Annotated in this window: 21 protein-coding genes and 1 pseudogene; 11 read left to right on the plus strand and 11 right to left on the minus strand. The window is 63.8% G+C overall.

What is annotated here, in order from left to right; all coding sequences use genetic code 11:
- Positions 1 to 101 precede the first annotated feature (101 nt).
- The 5 genes from KO538_RS25310 to rsmB all read right to left on the minus strand — a co-directional run bounded on the left by KO538_RS25310 (position 102) and on the right by rsmB (position 5,646).
- The gene (locus KO538_RS25310; RefSeq protein ID WP_034749315.1) at positions 102 to 509 is read right to left on the minus strand and encodes a GTPase; all 408 of its coding nucleotides are present in this window, start codon (positions 507 to 509) and stop codon (positions 102 to 104) included.
- A complete protein-coding gene (locus KO538_RS25315; protein WP_034749318.1) occupies positions 506 to 1,225 on the minus strand; it encodes a response regulator in 720 nt (239 codons plus the stop codon). Before KO538_RS25315 ends, KO538_RS25310 begins: the two co-directional genes overlap by 4 nt.
- A gap of 98 nt (positions 1,226 to 1,323) precedes the next feature.
- Positions 1,324 to 3,621 (minus strand): ATP-binding protein, encoded by a 2,298-nt coding sequence (locus tag KO538_RS25320; RefSeq protein WP_219330028.1) that lies wholly within the window; start codon positions 3,619 to 3,621, stop codon positions 1,324 to 1,326.
- Positions 3,621 to 4,127, minus strand: coding sequence for a DUF4390 domain-containing protein (locus KO538_RS25325; RefSeq protein WP_235194189.1), 507 nt, complete (start codon positions 4,125 to 4,127; stop codon positions 3,621 to 3,623). The genes KO538_RS25320 and KO538_RS25325 overlap by 1 nt, the downstream gene beginning before the upstream one ends.
- A gap of 97 nt (positions 4,128 to 4,224) precedes the next feature.
- Positions 4,225 to 5,646, minus strand: a complete 1,422-nt coding sequence (rsmB, locus tag KO538_RS25330; RefSeq protein ID WP_219330029.1) for a 16S rRNA (cytosine(967)-C(5))-methyltransferase RsmB — start codon at positions 5,644 to 5,646, stop codon at positions 4,225 to 4,227.
- 376 nt (positions 5,647 to 6,022) lie between these two features.
- Between rsmB and argS the strand changes: the two genes are divergently transcribed.
- Genes argS through KO538_RS25365 form a run of 7 tightly spaced genes read left to right on the plus strand, consistent with a single transcriptional unit; the run spans position 6,023 to position 12,185 of the window.
- A complete protein-coding gene (gene argS, locus KO538_RS25335; RefSeq protein ID WP_219330030.1) occupies positions 6,023 to 7,732 on the plus strand; it encodes an arginine--tRNA ligase in 1,710 nt (569 codons plus the stop codon).
- A gap of 20 nt (positions 7,733 to 7,752) precedes the next feature.
- Positions 7,753 to 8,454, plus strand: coding sequence for an SPOR domain-containing protein (locus KO538_RS25340; RefSeq protein WP_070301610.1), 702 nt, complete (start codon positions 7,753 to 7,755; stop codon positions 8,452 to 8,454).
- Positions 8,455 to 8,463: 9 nt separating this feature from the next.
- A complete protein-coding gene (locus KO538_RS25345; protein ID WP_034749335.1) occupies positions 8,464 to 9,135 on the plus strand; it encodes a thiol:disulfide interchange protein DsbA/DsbL in 672 nt (223 codons plus the stop codon).
- 37 nt (positions 9,136 to 9,172) lie between these two features.
- Positions 9,173 to 9,934, plus strand: coding sequence for an SDR family oxidoreductase (locus KO538_RS25350; RefSeq protein WP_219330031.1), 762 nt, complete (start codon positions 9,173 to 9,175; stop codon positions 9,932 to 9,934).
- A 10-nt stretch (positions 9,935 to 9,944) separates the two neighbouring features.
- The gene (locus KO538_RS25355) at positions 9,945 to 10,739 is read left to right on the plus strand and encodes a biotin--[acetyl-CoA-carboxylase] ligase (protein ID WP_072456674.1); all 795 of its coding nucleotides are present in this window, start codon (positions 9,945 to 9,947) and stop codon (positions 10,737 to 10,739) included.
- Between the two features lie 4 nt (positions 10,740 to 10,743).
- Positions 10,744 to 11,502, plus strand: a complete 759-nt coding sequence (locus tag KO538_RS25360; protein WP_219330032.1) for a type III pantothenate kinase — start codon at positions 10,744 to 10,746, stop codon at positions 11,500 to 11,502.
- Complete coding sequence (locus KO538_RS25365; protein ID WP_219330033.1) at positions 11,496 to 12,185, plus strand: SPOR domain-containing protein; 690 nt, start codon at positions 11,496 to 11,498, stop codon at positions 12,183 to 12,185. Before KO538_RS25360 ends, KO538_RS25365 begins: the two co-directional genes overlap by 7 nt.
- A 196-nt stretch (positions 12,186 to 12,381) precedes the next feature.
- Here the strand turns inward: KO538_RS25365 and KO538_RS25370 are convergent, their stop codons facing one another.
- The 6 genes from KO538_RS25370 to KO538_RS25395 form a co-directional block, all read right to left on the minus strand.
- Positions 12,382 to 13,434 carry a septal ring lytic transglycosylase RlpA family protein gene (locus tag KO538_RS25370; protein WP_219330034.1) on the minus strand — a complete coding sequence of 351 codons (1,053 nt, stop codon included), beginning with the start codon at positions 13,432 to 13,434 and terminating at the stop codon, positions 12,382 to 12,384.
- Positions 13,434 to 14,549: a rod shape-determining protein RodA gene (gene rodA / locus KO538_RS25375; protein WP_034749348.1), complete on the minus strand. Its 1,116-nt coding sequence runs from the start codon at positions 14,547 to 14,549 to the stop codon at positions 13,434 to 13,436. Before rodA ends, KO538_RS25370 begins: the two co-directional genes overlap by 1 nt.
- Before the next feature lie 8 nt (positions 14,550 to 14,557).
- Positions 14,558 to 16,525 carry a penicillin-binding protein 2 gene (gene mrdA, locus KO538_RS25380; protein WP_070301605.1) on the minus strand — a complete coding sequence of 656 codons (1,968 nt, stop codon included), beginning with the start codon at positions 16,523 to 16,525 and terminating at the stop codon, positions 14,558 to 14,560.
- Positions 16,526 to 16,537: 12 nt separating this feature from the next.
- Positions 16,538 to 17,050 (minus strand): rod shape-determining protein MreD, encoded by a 513-nt coding sequence (gene mreD / locus KO538_RS25385; RefSeq protein ID WP_034749354.1) that lies wholly within the window; start codon positions 17,048 to 17,050, stop codon positions 16,538 to 16,540.
- Positions 17,047 to 18,093, minus strand: coding sequence for a rod shape-determining protein MreC (gene mreC, locus KO538_RS25390; protein WP_139091769.1), 1,047 nt, complete (start codon positions 18,091 to 18,093; stop codon positions 17,047 to 17,049). Before mreC ends, mreD begins: the two co-directional genes overlap by 4 nt.
- A 108-nt stretch (positions 18,094 to 18,201) precedes the next feature.
- Complete coding sequence (locus KO538_RS25395; protein ID WP_010393186.1) at positions 18,202 to 19,245, minus strand: rod shape-determining protein; 1,044 nt, start codon at positions 19,243 to 19,245, stop codon at positions 18,202 to 18,204.
- A gap of 351 nt (positions 19,246 to 19,596) precedes the next feature.
- On the opposite strand from KO538_RS25395, the gene gatC reads away from it, so the two are divergent.
- From gatC to KO538_RS25415, 4 genes and pseudogenes are all read left to right on the plus strand, one after another.
- Positions 19,597 to 19,899 carry an Asp-tRNA(Asn)/Glu-tRNA(Gln) amidotransferase subunit GatC gene (gene gatC, locus KO538_RS25400; RefSeq protein ID WP_034749369.1) on the plus strand — a complete coding sequence of 101 codons (303 nt, stop codon included), beginning with the start codon at positions 19,597 to 19,599 and terminating at the stop codon, positions 19,897 to 19,899.
- Positions 19,900 to 19,952: 53 nt separating this feature from the next.
- Positions 19,953 to 21,437 carry an Asp-tRNA(Asn)/Glu-tRNA(Gln) amidotransferase subunit GatA gene (gene gatA / locus KO538_RS25405; protein ID WP_219330035.1) on the plus strand — a complete coding sequence of 495 codons (1,485 nt, stop codon included), beginning with the start codon at positions 19,953 to 19,955 and terminating at the stop codon, positions 21,435 to 21,437.
- A gap of 38 nt (positions 21,438 to 21,475) precedes the next feature.
- Positions 21,476 to 22,951 carry an Asp-tRNA(Asn)/Glu-tRNA(Gln) amidotransferase subunit GatB gene (gene gatB / locus KO538_RS25410; RefSeq protein ID WP_374106885.1) on the plus strand — a complete coding sequence of 492 codons (1,476 nt, stop codon included), beginning with the start codon at positions 21,476 to 21,478 and terminating at the stop codon, positions 22,949 to 22,951.
- 134 nt (positions 22,952 to 23,085) lie between these two features.
- Positions 23,086 to 23,370 (plus strand): annotated as a pseudogene (locus KO538_RS25415) (IS1595 family transposase); the annotation flags it as partial.

The raw sequence follows: 23,370 nt of genomic DNA on the forward strand, positions 1-23,370 counted from the left end.
GGTGGGGTTCCCACGCCGCCATTTCAAGCGGCAATGCCACCCTGCGGGCTACAGAGTTGTAACGAGATGCAAACTGCAACTGCGGTAAGACGATCAGGAAGCTACGTTGAAGAAACAATCAAGTCTGCTTCCAGCGCCAGCAGGACATCGTAGGGACTGGCGGTCAGCCAGGTGCGTAGCTGTTCGATATGCGAGGCGTCGGCCAGGCTGATGAACAGGCGCGCGGGTGGATGGCGCAGCAGACGATTTAATGTTACACGCAATACGAGATTGCCGCTGCAGCACAGGCAACCGGGCGCGATGCGCAACAGTTGCAATGGAAACGATGAGGAAGGGGAAATTTCTTCGGCCAGGTCGGCCAGGATGGCGTTGCCGTCGGCGAGCCCCTCGAGGATCACGGCAGTCGCGTGGCCAGGCTGCAAGGCTTGCGCGATGGCCGCCTCGCGCTCGGCGGCGCGACCACCGCTGACCAGGGTCAGCGGCGTCGGACGCCGTACGGCTGACGTCACAGGCCTTTCTTGGCCAGCTTGCCCGGTTCAACGCCCAGCTGTTTCAGCTTGCGGTACAGATGGGTGCGTTCCAGGCCCGTTTTTTCCGCCACGCGGGTCATGCTGCCGCCTTCGCGGCCCAGGTGGTGTTCGAAATACATGCGTTCGAACGCATCGCGCGCCTCGCGCAGCGGCAAGTCGAACGACAGGTTGTAGCCATGGCCTTCGGCCACCGCCGGTACGGCGATGCCTGGGCGCACCATCAGCTGTTGCGGCGCGCTGCCGCCAAAGCTGGGCACGGGATGGCTGCTTTCCTCGGCCACCACGGGCGCCACGGGACGCGGCGCCACGCTCGGCGCGCGCACGGTTTCCTGGGCCCGCGTCAAGCCTTGCTGGACCGCCTTCAGCAGTTTTTGCAGGGCAATCGGTTTTTCCAGGAAGTTCATGGCACCGATGCGCGTCGCCTCGACCGCCGTATCGATGGTGGCGTGGCCCGACATCATGATCACCGGCATGGTCAGCAATCCATCGCGCTGCCACTCCTTGAGCAAGGTGACGCCATCGGTGTCGGGCATCCAGATATCCAGCAATACCAGATCCGGCGCACCGGCGGCACGCGCTTCGCGCGCCTGCTGCGCATTTTCGGCTAGCTGGATAGCATGTCCTTCGTCGCCCAAAATTTCCGAGAGCAACTCACGGATACCCATTTCATCATCCACTACGAGTATGTTTGCCATTCGTGTCTTGCCTTCCTCATTTCGCCGGCCGTCGCGCACAAGATGCACGCGGCGGACAACTATGATTTTATTAGTGTTTTAAATACTAAACCAGACCCTCACGCCAGGAATTCCTGGGCAGGAGTGTCGGGAGCTAACTTTAACAGCAAAATGACCACCGAAGCGCCATTGCCGTCGACCCGGTTCTCGATATCGATGCGTCCGCCGTGTTCATCGATAATTTTCTTTACCATCGCCAGGCCCAATCCCGTGCCGCGGGCCTTCGAGGTCACATACGGCTCGAACGCGCGCGCCAGGATTTTGGGTGCAAAACCAGGACCATTGTCCGTGATGGCCAGCCGCACGGCGATATTCACGCCGCCGTCCGCACTGCGATAATGAATTGCTTCCGTCCTCACGTCAATCCGCGGATGCGGCGAGTCCGGCGGCAGGTCGGCCATGGCGTCCTGCGCGTTCTGCAGCAGGTTGTGAATCACCTGGCGCAACTGGGTCGGATCACCCATCACCATCGGCAGATTCGGCGCCAGCAGCGGGTGGATGATGTCGCCATCGTCGCCGCGCAAGTACAGGTTCAGTATCTCTTCGATCAGCTCGTTCAAGCGCAGCGGCGTGAGCACGGCCGGCGGCGTGCGCGCATAGTCGCGGAAGTCGTCGACCATGCGCTTCATCGCATCGACCTGCTTGACGATGGTGGTGGTGGCGCGGCTGAGCAGGTCCGCATCGGGCTGCTCCAGCTTGCCTTCGAGCTTCATCTGCAGGCGCTCGGCCGACAGCTGGATCGGCGTGAGCGGATTCTTGATTTCATGCGCGAGGCGGCGTGCCACCTCGCCCCAGGCGATCGAGCGCTGTGCGGAAATGACGTCGGAAATATCATCGAACACGACGATGTAGCCGCTGCCGGACTCCAGCGGCAGGCGCGAACCGCGCGCCAGCAAGGTGATGTCATGCTCGTCGGCACTGCTGCCCAGGCGGCGCGGAATCTCGATCTGCCGCTGCCAGTGCAGGCGCTGCTGGTTGCGGCCCGACGCCGATTGCGCGCTTTGCGCCGTGAAGGCGCTGATGATGGCGCCGCCAAATTCTTCCATTCCAGCAATATGCGCCAGCGGCTGGCCCACCATGCTCGTGCCCGAATGCTGGAGGATGCGCTCGACCGATTCATTGCAGGTCACCAGCTTGAAGTCGCCGTCGAGCACCATCACGCCGGCCGACATGTTCGCCAGCACCGATTCCAGGTGGGCCTTGGCGTTTTGCAGCGCGGCGCGGTTGCTTTCCACGGCCGTGCGCGCATCGAGCAACTGGCGCGTCATGATGTTGAACGACTGCGTCAGGGTACCCAGTTCATCCTTGGTGGCGACGATGGGGCGCGGCGACAGGTCGCCTTCGGCCACGGCGCGCGTGCCTTCGGCCAGCAGCAGCAGGGGCTGAGCCAGGTTGCCCGCGATCAGGAAAGCGCTGCCGATGGCGCCAAAGATGGCCAGCAGCAAGGTCAAAGTGAGGATTTCCATGTACATCTTGCGCAGACCCACGCGCGCGACGAAACGTTCCTTGTATTCGCTGTAGGCGGCGCGCAGCACTTCGCCATTCGTCGCCAGCTTGGGCGGCACCGCCTGCAGCAGTTGCAGATAGCGGGGCGACACGGACGGCCCCGGCACGGCCACCAGCACGCGCAGGCGCAGGCTGGCCGCCGTTTCCAGCGACGCCGGCAGGCCTGAGCGGAAACCGCCGCCGCCCGACTCCGTGCCATCGTCGTGCAATTCCAAGCCCCCTTCGGCCGAGGCATAGCCGGCCGGCGAGGCCGCCTGCACCAGCATGGCCGGCGTCGGCAAGTCGGCCGCGCTGTGCGGCCCCGCGCTGGCCAGCAGCACGCCGTCGCCGCTGACGAGCATGGCGTTTTGCATGCCCTCCTCGCGCAACAGGCTGGTCAGCACGGCCGGGCCGGCCACCGGGTCGGCGCCCATTTCTTCGACCGCCTTGTGGCCCCGGTGATCGAGCTCGACCAGGGCCGCATCGAGGCCGGCACGGCCCAGCTCAATCCCCGATTCCAGCGCCGCTTCGATCTTGACGTTGAACCAGGATTCGATGGAGTGGGAGACGAATTGCACGGAGACAAGGAAAATCACGAGGCCCGGCAGGATGCCGACGGCGGCGAACAGCATCACCAGGCGAGTCATCAGCTTGGAGCCGAACTTGCCGCTCTTGTAGCGCGCGTACAGGCGGGCCAGGGAAATGCCCACCAGCGCCAGCAGGGACACGGCGACGGCCGCGTTCAGGCCCAGCAGCCAGGTGTAGTAACGGTCGAAAAAGCCGGAGTTGTCGGAAGCCGACGCCAGCAGGAACAGCAGGATACTGACAATGCCGCCGCCCACCACCAGCAGATAGCGCAATGCTTGACTCACTACTCCGCCGTATACAAAAAGGTTTTTTTATTCGAAGCCAGGCGCCAGTCGCTGTTATTGAAGGCATTGACCTGTATCGGCTTGGGCAGGTAGTCGCGGTCCATGCCCATGCGCAAGGTGACGTTATACGTCTGCCCCACTTTCAGTTCGCCGCGCCGCGCCACCAGCCAGCGGCTGGGACGGCGGATCAGGAACAGCGCATCGTCGAGCGTGGCAAAGCTTTGCTGCAAGCCGCCGCCCGACACGTGGTACTGGCGCGTGAGCACGTTGTACGACAGCCGGCTGGTCTGGCGCGCCACGATGGCCTTTTCATCGAACCAGTACCAGCGGGGCCGGGTCAGTTCGATTTCCGTCGTGAAAAACAGCGGCACGCCATGCTGCACGGCATCATCGAGGTCATGATTGAGCTCGAAGGAATATGTGGCGGCCAGCTTGTAGCCCTCTTCGCTAGACTCGATGTAGGCACGGGTGATCTCGACCATATCGGCGGCATGCGCGCGTGGCATGGTACATGCCAGCATCAGCAGCAGGGCCAGGAGTCGGAAGAGTCGTGTTGTCACAAGTGTGCCGGTGTAGTCCGTAGAATAAGGTTCGACGAATCGCTCAAGCCGCATTTTTTTGGAATAGCGCATAGAACAAACCGTCGTGGTCCTGCTCCGCGCTGCCGGTCGGCAACAGCTGGCCAGGCGCTGTCAATCGGGTCGCATTATTGCGCACCGCAAATGCCGCCGCCTGTGCCTCGGACTCCTGCGGCCACAATGAACATGTCACGAACAGCAATTTACCATCGGGGCGCAGCATCTGCCACAGGTTGTCCAGAATTTTGGATGAAAGTGTTGCAAGTTGGAACGCGTCACCCTTGCGGCGCAACCAGCGGATATCGGGATGGCGGCGCACGATGCCCGAGGCCGTGCACGGCACGTCGGCCAGGATGCGGTCGTACTGCTGGCCGTCCCACCACGCGCTCGATTGCGCATCCTGCGCCTTCAAGGTGGCGTCCAGGCCCAGGCGCTCGAGGTTTTCCGCGATGCGCGGCAAACGCTTGGCGTCCGCGTCGATGGCGGTCACGTGCACGTCGGCCAGTTCCAGGATGTGGCAGGTCTTGCCGCCCGGCGCCGCGCAGGCATCGAGCACGCGCATGCCGTCCTGCAAGTCCAGCAGCGGCGCGGCCAGTTGCGCGCCAGCATCCTGCACGGAGACGACGCCCTGCTCGAAGCCGGGGATCAGGGCCACGCCGATCGGCTTGTCCAGGCGCACGGCGAACGGTCCCACCTGGCGCGCGGCAATGCCCGCCTCCGCCAGCACGGCCAGATACGCTTCGACCGTGCTCTTGCGGCGGTTCACGCGCAAGGTCAATGGCGGCACGGCATTGCCGGCCGTCAAAATGGCTTGCCAGTCGCGCGGATAGGCCAGGCGCAGCGAGTCGATCCACCACTGCGGATAATTCCATTGCGCCAACGGTTGCTGCAGGGCCGCTTCCAGCAAGGATTTGCGCTCGCGCAAGAAACGGCGCAAGACGGCGTTGACCATGCCCTTGGCGTGCGCCAGGTCAGGGTGCGACGTGGCGACCGTGACGGCCTGGTCGACCACCGTGAATTCTTCGTATGGCTGCTCGCCCGGCTCGGCCGACATCAAGGACAGCGCGCAGCACAGCAAGGCGGCCAGCATCGGCGGCTCAGGCGCCTTCGACGTCATCAGGCCGACGAGGGTTTCGCTGCGGCCCAGCTGGCGCATGGTACGGTAGGAAATATCCTGGATGGCGCCGCGCGCCTGCGGGCTGGCGTTCGATTGCGTAAACACCTTGGCCAGCGCCTGCGGCAGGGCCGTGCCCGTGCGCACTTGCGCTACGGCATTGGCCGCGCCCAGCAGGCAAAATGCCAGCGAGTCGGCGCGCAAATCGGGCTGGAAGCCTGGCTGCAAGACCGGTTTCAGATCGGGATGGTAGCTGGGACGCAATTTCGGTACGGCAGGAGCCTGGCCTGGCGCCGGCTTGGTTTTCAATTTCAGCGTGGGGCGCTTGTTCATAGTTATCCGGTGTGGCTGCGCGCGGCGGGCTGCATGGAGGCAAAGTCGCGGCCGCGCGTCATCAATAAAGGGTCGATTGTAGCGTTTGTGGCGCCCTCTGGCCCAAGCGATTGCAGCGATACCTGTAAATTGCGGCAAAAAACTGCATATATACAAGCAGAATGCACCATGCTGATGTTTTCGCGCACCAACATGGGCATGCTGTCCTGATAATATCGTGAAACGCGCCGGCACGGGAACACTGCCGGCTGGCGTATTGTTCCCGGCGGCAAACCAGTATAATTAACGCAGTCTGGGCGGCTTGTGTACTTGCCGTCCGTTTTGCTTTTTGATTCATTCTATTCATTCTTAACGCGGTTCCACCGCCATCCTGCTCATGCTCGCCCAACAGAAACAAGAAATCATCGCCCTGTTCCAGGCCGCCCTCGCTCCCGTCCTGGCCGGCACTACGCTCGAGCCTACCGTGGTGCTCGAGCGACCACGCGATGCATCGCATGGCGACGTCGCCTGCAATATCGCCATGCAACTGGCCAAGCAGCTGAAACAGAATCCCCGCGAACTGGCGCAAACCATCGTGACGGCCGTGCTGGCCAACCCGGCCGGCAAGGGCCTGGTCGAGGCAGTGGAAATAGCCGGTCCCGGCTTCATCAACGTGCGCGTGTCAAACGCCGCCAAGCAGGCCGTGGTGAAAACCATCTTGAGCGAAGCCGACAGCTATGGCCGCAGCACGGCAGGCGCCGGCAAGCAAGTCATCCTGGAATTCGTCTCGGCCAATCCGACCGGTCCGCTGCACGTGGGCCACGGCCGCCAGGCGGCTCTGGGCGACGCCCTGTCCTCGCTGTTCGACGCGCAAGGCTACAAAGTGACGCGCGAGTTCTACTATAACGACGCGGGCGTGCAGATCCAGACCCTGGCCAACTCCGTGCAGGCGCGCGCGCGCGGCTTCAAGCCGGGCGACGCCGAATGGCCCGAGTCCGCCTACAACGGCGACTACATCGCCGATATCGCCAACGACTTCAAGGCCGGCAAGACCGTCTCGGCCAGCGATGGCCAGCCTGCCACGGCCAATGGCAACGTGGAAGACATCGACTCGATCCGCCCGTTCGCCGTCACCTACCTGCGCAACGAGCAGGACATCGACTTGCAGGCGTTCGGCGTGAAGTTCGACAATTACTACCTGGAATCGTCGCTGTACGCGGACGGCAAGGTCAATAACGCCGTCGAAACCTTGATCAAGGCGGGCCACACCTACGAGCAGGATGGCGCGCTGTGGCTGCGCACCACCGACTTCGGCGACGACAAGGACCGCGTGATGCGCAAGACGGACGGCACCTACACGTATTTCGTGCCGGACGTCGCGTACCACTTGGTGAAATGGCAGCGCGGCTTCGTGCAGGCCATCAATATCCAGGGCAGCGACCACCACGGCACCATCGCCCGCGTGCGCGCCGGCCTGCAGGCCGTCGACATGGGCATCCCGCAAGGCTACCCCGACTACGTGCTGCACAAGATGGTCACCGTCATGAAAGACGGCGAAGAAGTCAAGATTTCGAAGCGCGCCGGCTCCTACGTGACCGTGCGCGACCTGATCGAATGGTCGGGCGGCGGCGACATCGCCAAGGGCCGCGACGCCGTGCGCTTCTTCCTGATCTCGCGCAAGGCCGACACGGAATTCGTCTTCGACGTCGACGTGGCGCTGAAAACCACCGATGAAAACCCCGTCTATTACGTGCAGTACGCGCATGCGCGCATCTGCCGCATCCTGGAAAACTGGGGCGGCGATGAAAGCACGGTTGCCGGCGTTGACCTGTCTCCCCTGACGGCGCCGACGGAAGCGACCCTGCTGGCGACCCTGGCCGCCTATCCGGAAATGCTGGCGCGCGCGCAAGCGGAACTGGGACCGCATCAAGTCGCCTTCTACCTGCGCGACCTGGCCGCCAACCTGCACAGCTTCTACTTCGCCGAAAAAGTGCTGGTCGAGGACGAAGCCGTCAAGATGGCCCGCCTGGCTCTCGTCATCGCCGCGCGCCAGGTACTGCGCAACGGCCTGGCACTGATCGGCGTGTCCGCGCCAAACAAAATGTAATCGCGAAGGTCAAACAGTCAATGAATCATGTTTCCCGCTTCTCTTCGTCCCGGCGCCAGCAGGGCAATACCCTGGTCGGCATCATCATCGGCCTGGTCATCGGCCTGGGCATCGCCGTCGTGGTCGCCCTGGTGATCACCAAGGGCGCCTCGCCGTTCACCGACAAGTCGGGCAAGGCCGGCAAATCGGCCGAACCGACGGCCGGCCAGATCGCCGACCCGAACAAGCCGATGTACGGCAACAAGGAAGCGGCCAAGGAAGCGGCGCGCGACTTCTCCAAGGAGCCACGCGAGATCGTCACGCCGACGCAGCCGGCAGCACCGGCGCCAGCTCCCGCGCAGCAGCCGAAGGCGCCGCCGCCGGACGCGCTGCAGGAATTGATCGGTACATTGAAAGACAAGCCAGCGCCGAAAACACCGGTGGCAGCGCCAGCGCCGCAAGCGAAGGCCGACGTGAAAGAGGCGAAGGCCGATGCAGCCAGCGACAAATGGATTTATTATCTGCAGGCCGGCGCCTTCCACGACATGTCGGACGCCGAAAGCACGCGCGGCAAACTGGCGCTGCTCGGCTTCGAAGCGGCCATCAGCGACCGCAGCACCGACGCCGGCGTGCTGCACCGCGTGCGCATCGGGCCGTTCAACCAGCTCGAAGCGATGAACCGCGCGCGCACCAAACTGTCTGAAAACGGCATCGACGTCGCCGTCGTCCGCAACCAAAAATAAGGAACCAGCATGCGTTTTCTGAAGAACATCCTGATCGCCGCCGCACTGTGCACCGCCGCCATGGGCGCATCGGCCTCGCCGGCCGACCCGAAGAACGGCGTCGAATACGAAACCCTGCCCACGCCGCAGGCGACGGAATCGGGCAAGAAAATCGAAGTGACGGAATTCTTCGCCTATTACTGCCCGCATTGCAACGTGCTCGAGCCGCAACTGGCGGCCTGGGTCAAGAAACAGGGCGACAACATCGTCTTCAAGCGCGTGCACGTGTCGCGCGATGAAAGCGTGGCGCCGCAGCAGCGGCTGTTCTTCACCCTGCAAGCCATGGGCCTGGTCGACAAGCTGCACACCAGCGTCTTCCACGCCATGCATGTGGAACGCAACCGCCTGAACACCGACGATGCCGTCTTCGACTTCGTCGCCAAGCAGGGCGTGGACCGCCAGAAATTCATCGACACCTACCGTTCGATGGGCATTTCGGCCCGCGTGCGCCGTGCGGATGCCATGATGCAGGGCTATAACGTGACGTTCTGGCCCATGATCGCCATCGATGGCCGCTACATCACGTCGCCTTCGCAAGCCGATCAGGGCAGCAAGTCGGCCAAGAACGAAGAGCAGTTGAACGCCCAGGCGCTCACCGTGATGGACGTGCTGGTCGCGAAAGCCAAAGCGGAAAAGAAATAAGCATGGCCACTACCCTGGCGCGCCCGGGCATCGCCTGATGCAACGCGTTTTCATCACGGGCGCGTCGAGCGGATTGGGCGCCGCCCTGGCGCTGAAGTACGCGCGCCAGGGCGCCCAATTGGGCTTGCTGGCCCGCCGCGGCGACACGCTGCGGCAACTGATCGCTTCCCTGCCCCACCCTGAACGCCACCGCGCCTATGCCGTCGATGTGTGCGACCACGCCGCCCTGAAAAGCGCGGCCGATGACTTCATCGCCCATGCCGGCGGCATCGACATCGTCATCGCCAGCGCCGGCGTGTCGTACGGCACCCTGAGCGAACACGCGGAAGACCTCGACGCCTTCGCGCGCCTCATGGCCATCAACGTCACGGCCACCGTCGCCACCTTCGCGCCCTTCATCGCCGCCATGAAAAACCAGGGCAGCGGACGCCTGGTGGGCATCGGCAGCGTGGCCGGCATTCGCGGCCTGCCCGGTGCCGAAGCCTACAGCGCCTCGAAAGCGGCCATCATCAGCTACTGCGAATCGCTGCGCCTGGAATTGAAACCGGCGGGCATCAAGGTCGTCACCATCACGCCCGGCTACATCGACACGCCGATGACGCGCCACAACGCCTACCGCATGCCTTTCCTGATGCCGGCCGAAAAATTCGCCGTGCGCGCCGCGCGCGCCATCGCCGACGGCGACAGCTACCGCGTGATCCCGTGGCAGATGGGCGTCGTCGCCAAGCTGCTGCGCGCGCTGCCCAATGCCGTCTACGACCGGGCCTTCGCGAATGCGCCGCACAAGGCGCGCAACTGACCCTATCACCATGACGAAGCACTCAGACTTGAACAGCGCGGCCATCGCCGCCCATTGCGCCACGGGCGCCGCCCACGTATGCATAGAGGTGGTCGACGAAACGGGATCGACCAACGCCGACTTGCTGGCGCGCTGCGCCACCCTGGCCGGCCCGACCCTGCGCATCGCCGGCCAGCAGACGGCCGGACGGGGGCGCGCCGGACGGCCGTGGGTGTCGCAGGCGGACGCCAGCCTGATGTTCTCGCTGGCCTGGCGCTTCAAGGGACCGCTGCATCAGCTGGTGGGATTGCCGCTGGCCGTCGGCGTGGCGCTGGCCGAAACCATGTCCTCGCTGGGCGTGCCGGTGCAGCTGAAGTGGCCGAACGACCTGCTCAAGGATGGCCATAAACTGGCCGGCATTCTCGTCGAAACGCAGCAGGCACCCGACGGCGGCGTGTGGGCCGTCATCGGCTGCGGCATCAATCTGCTGATGCCCGATGCGCTGGAACGGCAGATCGGCCGCAGCGTCTCGGCCGTGCCCTGGCTCGCGCAGATGGAACGCAATACCCTGGTAGCCGCGCTCTTGAGCCGCCTGGCCGGCGTGCTGGCCGAATTCGACGACACGGGCTTTGCGCCGTTTACGGAGCGCTGGAACCTGCTGCACGCCTGGCAGGGCCAGCACGTGAAAATCCTCGACAACGGCCAGCTGCTACAGCAAGGCGTGGCGGCCGGCGTGGATCACCTGGGCCGCCTGCTGCTGCGCACCGATGGCGGCCTGCAGGAAGTCATGTCCGGCGACGTGTCCTTGCGCCTGCTGGGGGAGTAAGCACATGCTGCTGCTGATCGACGCCGGCAATACGCGCATCAAATGGGCACTCGTGGCTAACGACAGTGCCGCCGGCGGCTGGCTGGCCAGCGGCGCCGTCGCGCATGCGCAGATCGACACCCTGGCTGCGCAATGGGCGCAACTGGCCATCCATGAGGCGCTGCTGTCGAACGTGGCCGGCGCCGTCATCGGCACGCGCCTGCGCGCCATGCTGCCGGTCGCTGCCCGCGACTTTGTCTCGCTGCCGCAGCTGGCGGGATTGACGAACGGCTACCGCGCGCCGTCGCAGCTGGGGTGCGACCGCTTTGCCGCCGCCATCGGCGCGCAAGCGCTGGCGCCTGGCCTGCCCGTCATCGTCGCCAATTGCGGCACCGCCACCACCATCGACGCCGTCACGGCCGATGGCGTTTTCCTCGGCGGGATGATCTTGCCGGGACTGGGACTGATGGCCAGCTCGCTGGCGCGCAACACGGCGCAGCTGCCGCAAATCGCCAGCGACGCCGCGCTGCCGGCCGGCTTTGCCGACAACACGGACGACGCCATCCTCTCCGGCTGCCTGGCGGCCCAGGCGGGCGCCATCGAACGGGCCGTGCGCATGCACGGCGCCAGCGCCTGCCTGCTGTCGGGCGGCGCCGCGCCGCGCATCGCACCGGCCCTGGCGCTGGCGGTGCCGCTGCACCTGGTCGATAATATCGTCATGATCGGCCTGCAAGCGGCCGCGCGCGCCGGGGCCGCAGGAACACAAGGAAACCACGTATGCTGAAATTCGTCTTCTGGCTGCTGGCCGGCGTCAACCTGCTGGTGCTGGCCATCGGCCAGGGTTATCTGGGCAGTTTTCGCGCCGAGACGCGCGAACCGGCGCGCCTGAAAAACCAGCTGCAGGCGAGCAAGCTCACCTTGCTGACGCAGGAGCAGGCCACGGCGCCCGCCGCGCCGCCAGCCACCGCCGGCGCGACAGCGGCAGCGGCAACGGCGGCGCCATCGTATGCGTGCACGGAAGTGGGCAATTTCCTGCTGGCCGACGGCCGCCGCTTCGAAGCGCAACTGGCCGCGCTGGACCTGGGCGACCGCCAGTCGCGCCGCAACGTGGCCGGCCAGGACATTTCCAGCTACATGGTGTACATCCCGCCGCAGGGCAGCAAGGAAGGCGCCGACCGCAAGGCCGGCGAATTGAAGCAGCTGGGCGTGACGAATTACTTCATCATGAATGAAAGCAGCCCGCTACGCTGGGGCATTTCACTGGGCGTGTTCAAGTCGGAAACGAGCGCGCAAAGCCAGCTGGCAATGCTCAACAAACAGGGCGTGCACAGTGCCCGCATCGCGCCGCGCTACAGCGCCAGCAAGCAATTCGCTTACCAGTTCCGCGACCTCGACGCGGCCACGCGCGCGCGGCTGGAGAAAATCAAGGCGCAGTTCCCGGAGCAGGAACTGCGCACCTGTAAATGACTGCTGACAATCGCGTCGGATTACGGCGCCTTGCGCCTAATCCGACCTACGTTCATCTCTCAATGACGATGGGCTTGATGCCAGCCAGGTAGGTCGGATTAGCGCTTGCGCGTAATCCGACAACGCCAGCGACGCCAACCATGGTGTCGGATTACGCGCTTGCACACCTCGGCGGCCCCGCTATTCCGACCTACGCTTACCTCTCAATGACGATCGGTTTGACACCCGCCGACGCCGGCAGGCTGGCCGCCGCGCGCGCCGCATCGGTGCGGCTCGTAAACGGTCCGCCGTACAGGCGGAACAACGGGCCGGCCGGCACCACATCGAGATTGCCCAGCGTTTGCGCATACGGCGCCAGTTGCTCGCGGCCCGCTTCCGCATTGTCCGCACGCGAATAGGCGCCCAGCTGCAGGTAGAAGCCGGTGGCCAGCGCCGCTGGCGCGGGCGCGGCTACGGTGGAATCGACCGCTGACAGCGCGGTGACTTCAGGCTGCACCACGGCGCGCATTTCCGGTTCGCTGTCGGCCGGCGTATCGATCGACCTGGCCACCACCGACGGCACCGGCTTCGGCGCCGCGCGAGCGGCCAGGATGGCGTCGATATCGGCCGGCAGCAGGCGTTCGACGACCACCTGGTGGCTGCCCTTGCCAAGGAAGCCCAGTTTCAGCGCCGCCGTATAGGACACGTCGATGACGCGCGTGGCGTGGAACGGGCCGCGGTCGTTGATGCGCACGATCACCTGCTGGCCGCTGTCGATGCTCGTCACGCGCGCATACGATGGAATCGGCAAGGTCGGGTGGGCCGCCGTCATCTTGTACATATCGTAGATTTCGCCTGACGAGGTGCGCTGGCCATGGAACTTCTTGCCATACCAGGTGCCCGTGCCCTTCTGCTTGAACGGTTCGTTGTCGGTGATCGGCGTGTAGGTCTTGCCGAAGACGACATACGGGCGGTTCGAGCGCGTCGAATACGGCTCGTTGCGCACTTCCGCATCGGGTACGTCGCGCAGGTTGGCGGGCGGATTGTCACCGGGGCCGTCATCCTTGTAGTAGCCGCCGCGCCCGGAGCCGGCCGCCGGCAATACCGGCAAGGTGGGATCCTGGCGTACGGGCACCTTGACCTTGCCGCCGGACGGCAGCGGCACGTTATTCGATGCGGGCTTTTGCGGCGTGGTGCCGCAGGCGGCCAGGGTCAGCAAGACCGCCAGGCTCAATCCGCGTGTGGCAAAGGTGTCGAAAGGCGCCCGCATCAGGTCTGCACCAGCTTGCGGTGGCGCTGAATACTCATCAGGATACCGGTGGCCACGCCCAGGGTCAGCAGCGCGGTGCCGCCATAGCTGAGGAATGGGAGGGGGACGCCGACCACCGGCACGATGCCGCTGACCATGCCCATGTTGACAAAGGCGTACGTAAAGAAAATCATAGTTATCGCTCCTGCCAGCAGGCGAGTGAAAAAACTGGGGGCGTTGGCGGCGATCATCATCCCCCGTCCCACCAGCAGCAAATACATCAGCATCAGGATCAAGTTACCGACCAGGCCGAATTCCTCGGAATATACGGCAAAAATAAAATCGGTCGTGCGCTCCGGAACGAATTCCAGGTGGGCCTGCGTGCCGTGCGTCCAGCCCTTGCCCGTCATGCCGCCGGAACCGATGGCGATGATGGACTGGATGATATGGAAGCCCTTGCCCAGCGGGTCCTTGGTCGGGTCGATCAGCATCATCACGCGGTCGCGCTGGTAATCATGCAGGTGCGACCAGGCGATCGGCAGGCAGGACACAAAGGTGATCAGCAAGCCGGCCAGCACCTTCCACGACAGGCCGGCCAGGAAGATGACGGTAAAGCCGGCCGCCACCACCAGCAGCGCCGTGCCCAGGTCGGGCTGGCGCGCGATCAGGTACACGGGCACCAGCAGCAGCACGGCCGCCATCAGGAACGACTTCCAGCGCAGGGCGCCCGCATTATGCTGGAAGAACCAGGCCAGCATCAGCGGCGTGGCGATCTTCAGGAATTCGGACGGCTGGATGTCGATCACGCCGATATGCAGCCAGCGCCGCGCACCGAGCTTGATGGTGCCGAACAGCGCCACGGCCACCAGCAGGATCACAGATACCGTGTACACGGGCACGGCGATGCGCATCATCATCTGCGGCGTGACATTGGCCGCCACCCACATGACAAAAAAGCACAGCAGGATGTTGCGCAGGTGATCCTCGATCTTGCCGGGGATGCCGATGCTGGCCGAATACAGGGTCAGCAAGCTGGTACTGAGCAGCATCAGGATGATGATCATCAGCGGCGGATCGAACACCGCCAAGTAGGGTTTGGCGCGCCGCCACAGCGAGCGCCTCTCGTTAATGGGCATGTGCTTCCTTATTGCCTGGCAGGTGCCGGGGCGGCCTGCTCGTCCGTGATTTCTTCCAGGGTGCGCACTTCGTCGACATCTTCCTTGGGCACCTTGGTGGTGTCCCTTTCCTTGTCGCTCGGACGCTTGCCCAGCAGGTAGTAGTCGAGCGCCTTGCGCGCGATCGGGGCGGCCACGCCGGCGCCGAAGCCCGCGTTTTCCACCACGATGGCGATCGCGATACGCGGCTTGTCGGCCGGCGCGAAGGCCGTAAACAAGGCGTTGTCGCGCAGGCGCTCGGCCAGCAGCTTGGCATTGTACTTCTCGTTTTTCTTGATGCCCACCACCTGTGCCGTACCCGTCTTGCCGCCCACCGTGTACTGCACGCCGGTGAAGATGCGCGCGGCCGTGCCGCCCTGTTCGCTCGTCACGCCCACCATGGCGCGCTTGATGGTGTCGATGTTTTCCTGCTTGAGCGGAATGCGGTAGCTTTCCTTCGGCACCGTCAGGGTGCGCGCGCGCGTGGCGGCGTCTTCGATGATCTTCACCAGATGCGGCTTCATCACCACGCCGTTGTTGGCCAGGTTGGCCGTCGCGTGGGCGATCTGCAGCGGCGTGTAGGAATTGTAGCCGGAGCCGTTACTCACCGAAATCGTGTCGCCGCCCACCCATTTTTTCTGCTGCGGCGTCTTGAAGCGGTTGCGCTTCCATTCCGTCGACGGCAGCACGCCCGTCTTTTCGTTATTCAGGTCGATGCCCGTCAGCTGGCCGAAGCCGAACGGCTTCATGAAGTCGTGAATGGCGTCGATGCCCATGTCGCGGCCCAGCTGATAGTAATAGGTGTTGCACGAGACGACGATGGACTTGTGCATGTCCACCGTGCCATGGCCGCCGACTTTATCGTCGCGGAACATATGCCCGCCCAGCATGAAGAAACCGGGATCGGAAATCGACTGGCTCGGCGTGCGCTTGCCCAGTTCCAGCGCGGCCAGCGCCATGAAAGGCTTGAAAGTCGAGCCGGGCGCGTAGGTGCCGGACAGGGGACGGTTGACCATCGGCCGGTCCAGCGAGGTATTGAGTTCGTTCCAGCTTTGCTGGTCGATACCGTCGACGAACAGGTTCGGGTCGTAGCCGGGCTTGGACACGTAGGCGAGGATGTCGCCCGTGGCCGGGTCGATGGCCACGGCCGCGCCGCGCCATTCGCCGAACGCTTCCTCGACCACTTTTTGCAGTTCGATGTCGATCGACAGGATCAGGTTGTTGCCGGGGGTGGCCGCCGTGCGCGACAGGGTGCGCATGGCGCGCCCGCCGGCCGACACTTCCACTTCTTCGTAGCCGGTGGTGCCGTGCAGCTGCTTTTCGTAGCTTTTTTCCAGGCCTTCCTTGCCGATATGGTCGGTGCCATTGTAGTTGGCCGCGTCCTCGCCCTCTTCCAGCGCCTTGGATTCATTGCGGTTGATGCGGCCGATGAAGCCCACCACGTGCGAGGCCACTTCGCCCATCGGATACTGGCGGAACAATCGCGCCTGCACCTCGACGCCGGGGAAACGGAAACGCTGCGCCGTGAAGCGCGCCACTTCCTCGTCCGTCAAACGCGTGCGCAGCGGCACGCTGACGAAGTTCTTCGATTCTTCCAGCAGCTTCTTGAAGCGGCGGCGATCCTTGATGTCGATCTGCACCAGGGTCGACAGCTCGTCGATCACGGAATCGAGGCTGGCGCTCAATTTCGACGGCGTGATTTCCAGGGTGTAGGCCGAGTAATTGCGCGCCAGGACCACGCCGTTGCGGTCGAGGATCAGGCCGCGCGTAGGCACGATGGGCACCACGGCGATGCGGTTGTCCTCGGCCTTGGTCGCATAGTCCTCGTGCTTGATCACCTGCAGCCAGATGAAGCGCGCCAGCAGCAGCGAAAAGCAGACGAAGACGAGCGCGCCCAGGATGGTCAGGCGCATGCGGAAAAAATGCAGTTCGCGCTCGGTGTTCTTGAGTTCAGTCATGGCAGGCGCTCGTCAGATCGGCCGGTTATGGTCGCGGTCCACGGCGCGGCGCTGCGGTGCCAGCAAGATCCACGTGACGATGGGCCACAGGGCGACGGCGACGAAGCTCTCGATGAAATTGAGCCAGCCGGGGAAGCGGCCCGAAACGATCAAGCGCGTCAGCAATTGCAGCGCCTGCGTCAGCAGCAGCAGCGGCAGCACGTGCAGCGCCTGCGTCATGATGGGGAACCACAGCACGCGGCGGTGCATCATGATGGCGAAATACGACAGCAAGGTGTAGGCCAGCGCGTTCTCGCCCAGCAGGGTAGAGTCGTGCACGTCCATCATCAGGCCCATGAAGAAGGCCACGCCGATGCCGACCTTGCGCGGCTGGTGGATGCCCCAGAAGACCAGCACCAGCGCGACGAAATCGGGTACGCCGACGAACTGCCCCCATGGCAGCAGGTTCAGCAGAAAAGCGCATAGCAGGGAAAAGCCGATGAACAGGGGGCTGACCGGCAGCAGGATGTAATGCGGGCGGTTCATCGTGTCGCTTCCTTCGGTGGCACGGCGGCAGGTGCGGGCGCGGGCGTCGCAGGTTTTGCGGGCGCGGGCGCGGCCGCGTTGGCGGCAGGCGGCTTGGCGGCAGGCGCTGCAGCTGCCGCAGCCTCCTTGGCAGGGTCCTTGATCGGCGCCATCTTGCCGGCGATCTTGCGGCCCGTCTTGACTTCCTCAGCGGGCGGACGCGGCGGAATCTCGGGCGACGTCATCAAAATGAGCAGCTGGGTGTTGCGTTCGATGCCGGCCAGCGGCTGGCACACGACGCGGCCGAACGGGCCATGCGCATTGCGCTCGACCAGGGTCACGCGCGCCACGGCCAGGCCAGCCGGGTACAGGCCGTCGAGGCCCGAGGTAATGACGATGTCGCCGATCTGGATGTCGGCGCTGGGGGCCGTGAAGCGCAGCTCCATGGTGCCGGACTTGCCGCGCCCGATGGCCACGCTGCGCACGCCATTGCGCAGCAGCTGCACGGGAATGGCCTGCTCCTCATCGGTCAGCAAGGTCACTTCGGAGGTGAACGGGAACACGCGCGTGACCTGTCCCACCACACCGAGGTTGTCGATCACGGGGCGGCCCAGTTCCACGCCATGTTGGATACCGCGATCGAGCACGATCTTGCGCGTGGCCGAATCGCGCGTGTCGTACAGCACTTCGGCCATCATGGTCTTGACGGGGACGCGCTCGCGCGCTTCCATCAGCTTGCGCAGGTGGTTGTTTTCAACGATGTTGAGCTGCGCCTGCTGCAGGATCTGCGCCGAGGCGATCTGTTCGTGCTTCAGGTCGCGCACCTGTTTTTCCAGGGCGGACAGCGAAGAAAAGTAATTGCCGACGCCAAGCGCCACATCGCGCGGCACCAGCGCCGCCATCTGCACCGGATACAGCACGGTGCCGACTGCCTGGCGCACGGCCGTCAGCGCGTGCATGCGCGAATCGACCAGCAGCAGGGCGATAGAAATGCCGGCGAACACCATCATCTTGACGCGGGCGGAGGCGCCTTGTTTGAAAAGTGGCGGAGGACTGTATTCCATGACTTCCAATGATCAGGCCAGGCGCAGTGCGCCAACGTGCAGGCCCCGGTCAAACGCCGGCGCCAAAACCAAAAAAAGGCCGGATTGGTTTCCGGCCCTTCTGTCAGATTATTCGTAGGAGAAGATCGAGCCGAGCTTGTCCATACGTTCCAGTGCCATCCCGGAACCGCGCACCACGCAGGTGAGCGGATCCTCGGCCACCAGCACCGGCAGGCCGGTTTCCTCCATCAGCAGGCGGTCCAGGTCGCGCAGCAGTGCGCCGCCGCCCGTCAGCATCATGCCTTTTTCGGCAATGTCGGCGCCCAGTTCCGGCGGCGTCTGTTCCAGCGCGTTTTTCACGGCCGAGACGATGTTGTTCAGCGGGTCGGTCAGCGCTTCGAGGATCTCGTTGCTGGAGATGGTGAACGAGCGCGGGATGCCTTCGGACAGGTTGCGGCCCTTGACTTCCATTTCCTTCACTTCCGAACCAGGGAAAGCCGAACCGATGGCTTTCTTGATGGCTTCGGCCGTCTGTTCGCCAATCAGCATGCCGTAGTTGCGGCGGATGTAGTTGACGATGGCTTCATCGAACTTGTCGCCGCCCACGCGCACGGAACCCTTGTAGACCATGCCGCCCAGCGAGATGATGCCCACTTCGGTCGTACCGCCGCCGATGTCGACCACCATCGAGCCGGTCGCTTCGGACACGGGCAAGCCCGCGCCGATGGCCGCGGCCATCGGTTCTTCGATCAGGTACACCTGCGAGGCGCCGGCGCCCAGCGCCGATTCGCGGATCGCGCGGCGTTCGACCTGGGTCGAACCGCAAGGAACGCAAATGATGATGCGCGGCGATGGACGGAAGAATTTCGAGTCGTGCACCATGCGGATGAATTGCTTGAGCATTTGCTCGGTCACGGTGAAGTCGGCGATCACGCCATCTTTCATCGGACGAATCGCTTCGATATTGCCCGGCACCTTGCCCAGCATCTGCTTGGCTTCCTTGCCGACTGCCTGAATGGTCTTCTTGCCATTCGGACCGCCTTCCTGGCGGATGGCGACGACGGATGGCTCGTCCAGGACGATACCGAGGCCGCGTACATAAATAAGGGTGTTGGCCGTGCCCAAGTCAATGGCCAGATCGGTGGAGATATACCTGCGTAAAAAACCAAACATGAGTGTCCTGTAGCGCATCGAGCTGCGCAAAAGCTGTTTATGGGGAGTTTCAAAGCGGGCGCTTTCAGGCACCCTGAAAATCCGTGGAGGCGATTTTTTCGGGTTTCGCTTGGCGCTTGCGCAATCTTTTCTATGCTGCGGCAGCGGTCCATCAGCGCCGGCAACGCATTAACCCGCCATTCTACCTTATAATTTGAATGCGATTTGCTCAAAAACCATGGAAAAGTGCGACTCTTGCAGCCGCGAGTTACGCGGCATTCCTCGATTTTTGTGAGCAAAATAGCAGTAAATACCCGCGTTTTATCAAAACGCCAACTTAATACTAATGCGCGGCACTCCGCGCCATTCGCCATGTCCCTGACACTCTCCGACGTAAAACGCATCGCCCACCTGGCCCAACTTGAAATGGCCGACGACCAGGCCGTCACGTCTTTGGCCCAATTGAACAAGATTTTTGCACTGGCAGAACAAATGCAAGCCGTCAATACCGATGGCGTGGCGCCCCTGAGCCACCCGCTGGCCGCCCACATGGACAATATCGCCCTGCGCCTGCGCGAAGACCTGGCCACGGAACAGAACCGCCGCGACGCCTATCAGGCCGTGGCGCCGAAGGTACAAGATGGCTTGTATCTGGTCCCCAAGGTCATCGAATAAACACGCCGCTGCGTTGTTCCCGCCTTTTTGCTGAATATCAAAATAGAAACGCCATGCATACAAAATCCATCAAACAGCTGTCCACGCTTTTGCAGAACAAGGAAATTTCCGCCGTTGCGCTGGCGACGCATTTCCTCGACCGCATCGAAGCGGACAACTCGAACGCCTTTTTGCACGTCGACCGTGCCCTGACCCTGGCGCAAGCGGCCGAAGCGGACGCGCGCATCGCCGCCGGCACGGCCACGCCATTGACCGGCGTGCCGATCGCGCACAAGGACTTGTTCGTCACCAAAGGCTGGCGCACGACGGCCGGCTCGAAAATGCTGGCCAACTACGCCAGCCCGTTTGACGCCACCGTGGTGGAAAAATTCCAGGCGGCCGGCATGGTCACCTTGGGCAAGGTCAATTGCGATGAATTCGCCATGGGCTCCGGCAATGAGAACTCCGCCTTCGGCGCCGTGCGGAATCCGTGGGACAAGCACGCCGTGCCGGGCGGCTCGTCGGGCGGCTCGGCCGCCGCCGTGGCGGCCGGCCTGACGCCGGCGGCCACCGGCACCGACACGGGCGGCTCGATTCGCCAGCCTGCCGCTTTTTGCGGCATCACCGGCATCAAGCCGACGTATGGCCGCGTCTCGCGCTTCGGCATGATCGCCTTTGCCTCGTCGCTGGACCAGGGCGGCCCGATGGCCCGCTCGGCCGAAGACTGCGCCCTGCTCTTGAGTGCCATGGCCGGCTTCGACGAGCGCGATTCGACCAGCCTGTCGCCGGAACAAGGCGGCGTGGCGGAAGATTTTTCGCGCGACCTCGATCAACCGCTCACCGGCTTGCGCATCGGCGTGCCGCGCGAATACTTCGGCGAAGGACTGGCCAAGGACGTGGAAGCGGCCGTGCGCGGCGCGCTGGCGCAGTATGAAAAGCTGGGCGCCACCCTGGTCGACATCTCGCTGCCGAACACGGCCCTGTCGATTCCCGCCTACTACATGATCGCCCCGGCCGAAGCGTCGTCGAACCTGTCGCGCTACGATGGCGTGCGCTACGGCCACCGCGCCACCGAGTACAAGGACTTGCAGGACATGTACAAGAAGTCGCGCGCCCAGGGCTTCGGCCCGGAAGTGCAGCGCCGCATCATGGTCGGCACCTATGTGCTGTGCCACGGCTACTACGATGCCTACTACCTGAAGGCGCAAAAGATCCGCCGCCTGATCGCGCAGGATTTCGACGCCGTCCTGAATGGCCCGAACGCCGTCTGCGACGTCATCATGGGTCCGGTCGCGCCGACCGTCGCCTGGGACCTGGGCGACAAGACGGACGACCCGGTGGCGAACTACCTGGCCGACATCTACACCTTGTCGACCAGCCTGGCCGGCCTGCCCGGCATGTCGATACCTTGCGGCTTCGGCGAAGGCGAGAAAAACAGCAAGCGCCCCGTCGGCCTGCAAATCATCGGCAATTATTTTGGCGAAGCCAGGCTGCTGAACGTCGCCCACCAGTTCCAGCAAGTGACGGACTGGCATACGCGCAGCCCTGCCGGTATTTAATAAGAACAGACGCGCCGCCCAGGCGGCGCCACCAAAAAATAAGCGAGAACACTATGCAATGGGAAGTCGTCATCGGTCTTGAGAACCACGTGCAGCTCACGACCGAATCCAAAATTTTCAGCGGTTCGCCGATCAAGTACGGCGCCGACGCCAACACGCAGGCGAGTCCTGTCGACCTGGCCCTGCCAGGCGTGCTGCCGGTGATGAACAAGCAGGCCGTCGACCGCGCGATCCGCTTCGGCCTGGCCGTGGGCGCCACCGTCGCGCCGCACTCGGTCTTCGCGCGCAAAAACTATTTTTATCCGGATTCGCCGAAGGGCTACCAGATCAGCCAGTTCGAAGACCCCGTCGTCATCGGCGGCGCCCTGACCTTCGGCTACGAGAAGGATGGCGAATTCGTCACCAAGACGGTCAACCTGACGCGCGCTCATCTGGAAGAAGACGCCGGCAAGTCGCTGCACGAAGACTACGCGGGCATGAGCGGCATCGACTTGAACCGCGCCGGCACGCCGCTGCTGGAAATCGTCTCGGAACCGGAAATCCGCAGCGCCGCCGAAGCCGTGGCCTACGCCAAGGCCCTGCACTCGCTGGTCATGTGGCTGGGCGTTTGCGACGGCAACATGCAGGAAGGCTCGTTCCGCTGCGACGTCAACGTCTCCGTGCGCCCTGTCGGCCAGAAGGAATTCGGCACCCGCTGCGAAATCAAGAACTTGAACTCCTTCCGCTTCATCGAAGAAGCCGTGCACGTGGAAGTGCGCCGCCAGATCGAGCTGATCGAAGACGGCGGCAAGGTCGTGCAAGCGACGCGCCTGTACGATCCGGACCGCAAGGAAACGCGCGAAATGCGCAGCAAGGAAGACGCGCAGGATTACCGCTACTTCCCGGACCCTGACTTGCCGCCGCTGGTCATCTCGCAAGCGTGGATCGACACCGTCAAGGCCTCGATGCCGGAACTGCCGGCCGCCATGCGCGCCCGTTTCATCAGCGAATACGCGCTGCCTGACTACGATGCGCTGGTGCTGACGCAGTCGAAAGCCATGGCCACCTATTTCGTCGCCGTGGTCGACAAGGCCGGCAAGGAAAACGCCAAGGCCGCCGCCAACTGGCTGATGGGCGACGTGTCGTCGATCCTGAACCGAGAAGGCGTGGACCTGGACGACGCACCCGTCTCCGCTGCACAGCTGGCCGCCATGCTCAAGCGCATCGCCGACGGCACGATCTCGAACAAGGCGGCGAAAGAAGTCTTCGCCGGCATGTGGGAAGCGAAGTCCAGCGACGAGAACCTGGTCGACACCATCATCGACGCCAAGGGCCTGAAGCAGATCTCGGACTCGGGCGCCCTGGAAGCCATCGTCGATGAAGTGCTGGCGGCGAATGCCAAGTCGGTGGAGCAGTACCGCGCCGGCAAAGAAGCGGCCATCAACGCGCTGATCGGCCAGGCCATGAAAGCCTCCAAAGGCAAGGCCAACCCGGCCCAGCTGACGGAACTGCTGAAGGCCAAGCTGGCGGGATAATTCACCTGTCCCCAAAAAAAAGACGCTGCGGCGTCTTTTTTTTTGGCTCTGTCATCGGCAAATAGGGGAAATGCCGGAATCTTCCCTTGCTTGTGTTGTCTGACTCTGCATACTCACCACGCAGGGAGCAGATCATGCAGCCAGCCGAATGGATCAGTTTTATCGCGCAGTTTGCGCAGTTGAACCGGCGCCAGCGGCAGGCAGGCATTGCCCTGCTGCGTGGCAACTCTCCACACGACGCGACCGTCGCGCTGCTGGAAAGTGTGGCCCAGCCGCGATTGGCCTGTCCCGCCTGCCACTCGGCGCACTTGCACCGGCATGGCCATGCGCACGGCCTGCAGCGCTACCGTTGCGTGCCGTGCGGACGTACCTTCAATGCCTTGACGGGCACGCCGCTGGCCCGCTTGCGCCACAAGGCG

This window comes from Janthinobacterium sp. NKUCC08_JDC (assembly GCF_019345575.1).
Classification (GTDB): domain Bacteria; phylum Pseudomonadota; class Gammaproteobacteria; order Burkholderiales; family Burkholderiaceae_D; genus Janthinobacterium; species Janthinobacterium aestuarii.

Coding starts and splice junctions, on each gene's coding strand:
- mreD (WP_034749354.1), bottom strand. CDS start 17,050: ATGAACCGCCCGCATTACATCCTGCTGCCGGTCAGCCCCCTGTTCATC.
- KO538_RS25370 (WP_219330034.1), bottom strand. CDS start 13,434: ATGCGGGCGCCTTTCGACACCTTTGCCACACGCGGATTGAGCCTGGCG.
- KO538_RS25315 (WP_034749318.1), bottom strand. CDS start 1,225: ATGGCAAACATACTCGTAGTGGATGATGAAATGGGTATCCGTGAGTTG.
- argS (WP_219330030.1), top strand. CDS start 6,023: ATGCTCGCCCAACAGAAACAAGAAATCATCGCCCTGTTCCAGGCCGCC.
- KO538_RS25340 (WP_070301610.1), top strand. CDS start 7,753: ATGAATCATGTTTCCCGCTTCTCTTCGTCCCGGCGCCAGCAGGGCAAT.
- KO538_RS25355 (WP_072456674.1), top strand. CDS start 9,945: ATGACGAAGCACTCAGACTTGAACAGCGCGGCCATCGCCGCCCATTGC.
- KO538_RS25345 (WP_034749335.1), top strand. CDS start 8,464: ATGCGTTTTCTGAAGAACATCCTGATCGCCGCCGCACTGTGCACCGCC.
- gatA (WP_219330035.1), top strand. CDS start 19,953: ATGCATACAAAATCCATCAAACAGCTGTCCACGCTTTTGCAGAACAAG.
- KO538_RS25365 (WP_219330033.1), top strand. CDS start 11,496: ATGCTGAAATTCGTCTTCTGGCTGCTGGCCGGCGTCAACCTGCTGGTG.
- KO538_RS25360 (WP_219330032.1), top strand. CDS start 10,744: ATGCTGCTGCTGATCGACGCCGGCAATACGCGCATCAAATGGGCACTC.
- rodA (WP_034749348.1), bottom strand. CDS start 14,549: ATGCCCATTAACGAGAGGCGCTCGCTGTGGCGGCGCGCCAAACCCTAC.
- KO538_RS25350 (WP_219330031.1), top strand. CDS start 9,173: ATGCAACGCGTTTTCATCACGGGCGCGTCGAGCGGATTGGGCGCCGCC.
- rsmB (WP_219330029.1), bottom strand. CDS start 5,646: ATGAACAAGCGCCCCACGCTGAAATTGAAAACCAAGCCGGCGCCAGGC.
- gatC (WP_034749369.1), top strand. CDS start 19,597: ATGTCCCTGACACTCTCCGACGTAAAACGCATCGCCCACCTGGCCCAA.
- mrdA (WP_070301605.1), bottom strand. CDS start 16,525: ATGACTGAACTCAAGAACACCGAGCGCGAACTGCATTTTTTCCGCATG.
- KO538_RS25325 (WP_235194189.1), bottom strand. CDS start 4,127: ATGCCACGCGCGCATGCCGCCGATATGGTCGAGATCACCCGTGCCTAC.
- KO538_RS25395 (WP_010393186.1), bottom strand. CDS start 19,245: ATGTTTGGTTTTTTACGCAGGTATATCTCCACCGATCTGGCCATTGAC.
- mreC (WP_139091769.1), bottom strand. CDS start 18,093: ATGGAATACAGTCCTCCGCCACTTTTCAAACAAGGCGCCTCCGCCCGC.